This is a genomic window from Photobacterium damselae (assembly GCF_003026815.1).
GTDB lineage: Bacteria > Pseudomonadota > Gammaproteobacteria > Enterobacterales > Vibrionaceae > Photobacterium > Photobacterium damselae.
The window spans coordinates 1-1,424 of record NZ_PYOG01000093.1; the positions used below are offsets into that span (position 1 = coordinate 1).

Consider the following 1,424-nt stretch of genomic DNA (forward strand, 5'->3'; position numbering starts at 1 on the left):
TTAAGGTGATAACGGTCTTGATGTCTAAAATGGATGTTGAGAACTATCAGATAGGCTTTGCCAAAAGCGCCGAAATGGAAACCATCACTCATGCCTGGTTTATGGCTCGTTATGAGCAGTTTTGGGGGGAGACCATCAGTCTTAAGCGTTATTACCATACCATTCATTTATTGAAGATGGCTGACTATTTGGTGATCGATGCAGTCTTTGTCTATGACGAAGAAGTACCACCTGTACTTGATGACAATGGTCAGGTCAAGGAAGAAGATGCCCCACGAATTTATTCTAAGGCGGCCTATAAAACTATTACAGCCAAGTTTATGGGGATCTTTGGGTTGGAAAATGACGAAGGTGTGGTGAAATCCAAACTGCAGGCAGTTAAGAACCGACTAGCTAAGGGATTATCAAATATCTGGTGGGTCTATGCGCCATACAGTTATTCGTACATATGGACGAAGCGTCAGTTAGCCAAAGTAACCAAACGTGACCGTGTAACGGGTAAAGAGCGAGATCGTTACCCCCAAGGTAAGGTGATTGAACCTGATATCTTAGGCGGGAACTACCTGACCGAGCATTAACCTGGTTAAAAATGAGATAGGCTGCTTAAGTGCGGCTTTTGTCGTACCTAAAGAAAAGTAACGGCTAAATAACGAGCAAGTTAAGCAATGAGAGGCATCATTAAGAGATCATTTTTTGTATTAAAGAGCCATTTTTAGGGGGAGATGATGCAGGTTGTGGATAAGCTTGTTGGTATAACCAAAAAACGATAGTCTAAAATGAGTATTAACAATGATAATTAGAAGTGCTAGTAGTTTTATGTCTTTATTTATAAAGATAGATAAGTATTAATACTTAATATTATTAAGAAAGAGTTCAAAAGAACTCTTATAGATAAGAAAAAAAGAACGGGCTATGCCCAAAAAGTACCTCCCATTAGATTTCAATCAACACCCTGCAACCAATAAGACTCTTCCTAACAACACTCTATTGCACCCTATACACCTATTTGAAATCTAACGGGCCCCAATTCTTTTCCGCTTACTGTTCAGCTCACTACACTACCTTTATAAACGTATTACCTTTGAGTCCACTTGATCCCTTCCTTTTGTCATTCGACAGGACATTAATCAATTTATTTTAACCATAGCTAAAAGAGCGCCTAGCAGGGCGATGAGGAAGAGCTTGTTGTAAATTACGTGAAAATAGAAGCTATATAGCTTGTTAGAAGCTTTGAGAATGATATCGCTACGCGAAGCTTAATATTCCTCGCGCAGCTCGTCATAAGGCTAGAACAGCTTTTAAGATTAAACGTTAGAAATTAAAAATATCATTATTGAGGATCATATATATTTGAGCTTGAGTCGTCCGTAATTTTTTTGCGATTACTGCAACCTCTAAACCATCACGATACAAACATGCAACCT

General features: G+C 38.8%; 1 protein-coding gene. It reads left to right on the forward strand.

The window, feature by feature from the left end:
• Positions 1-578, forward strand: a 578-nt coding sequence (locus CTN07_RS22425; RefSeq protein WP_107183772.1) for a hypothetical protein, incomplete at its 5' end; no start/stop codon positions are given.
• Positions 579-1,424: the final 846 nt, after the last annotated feature.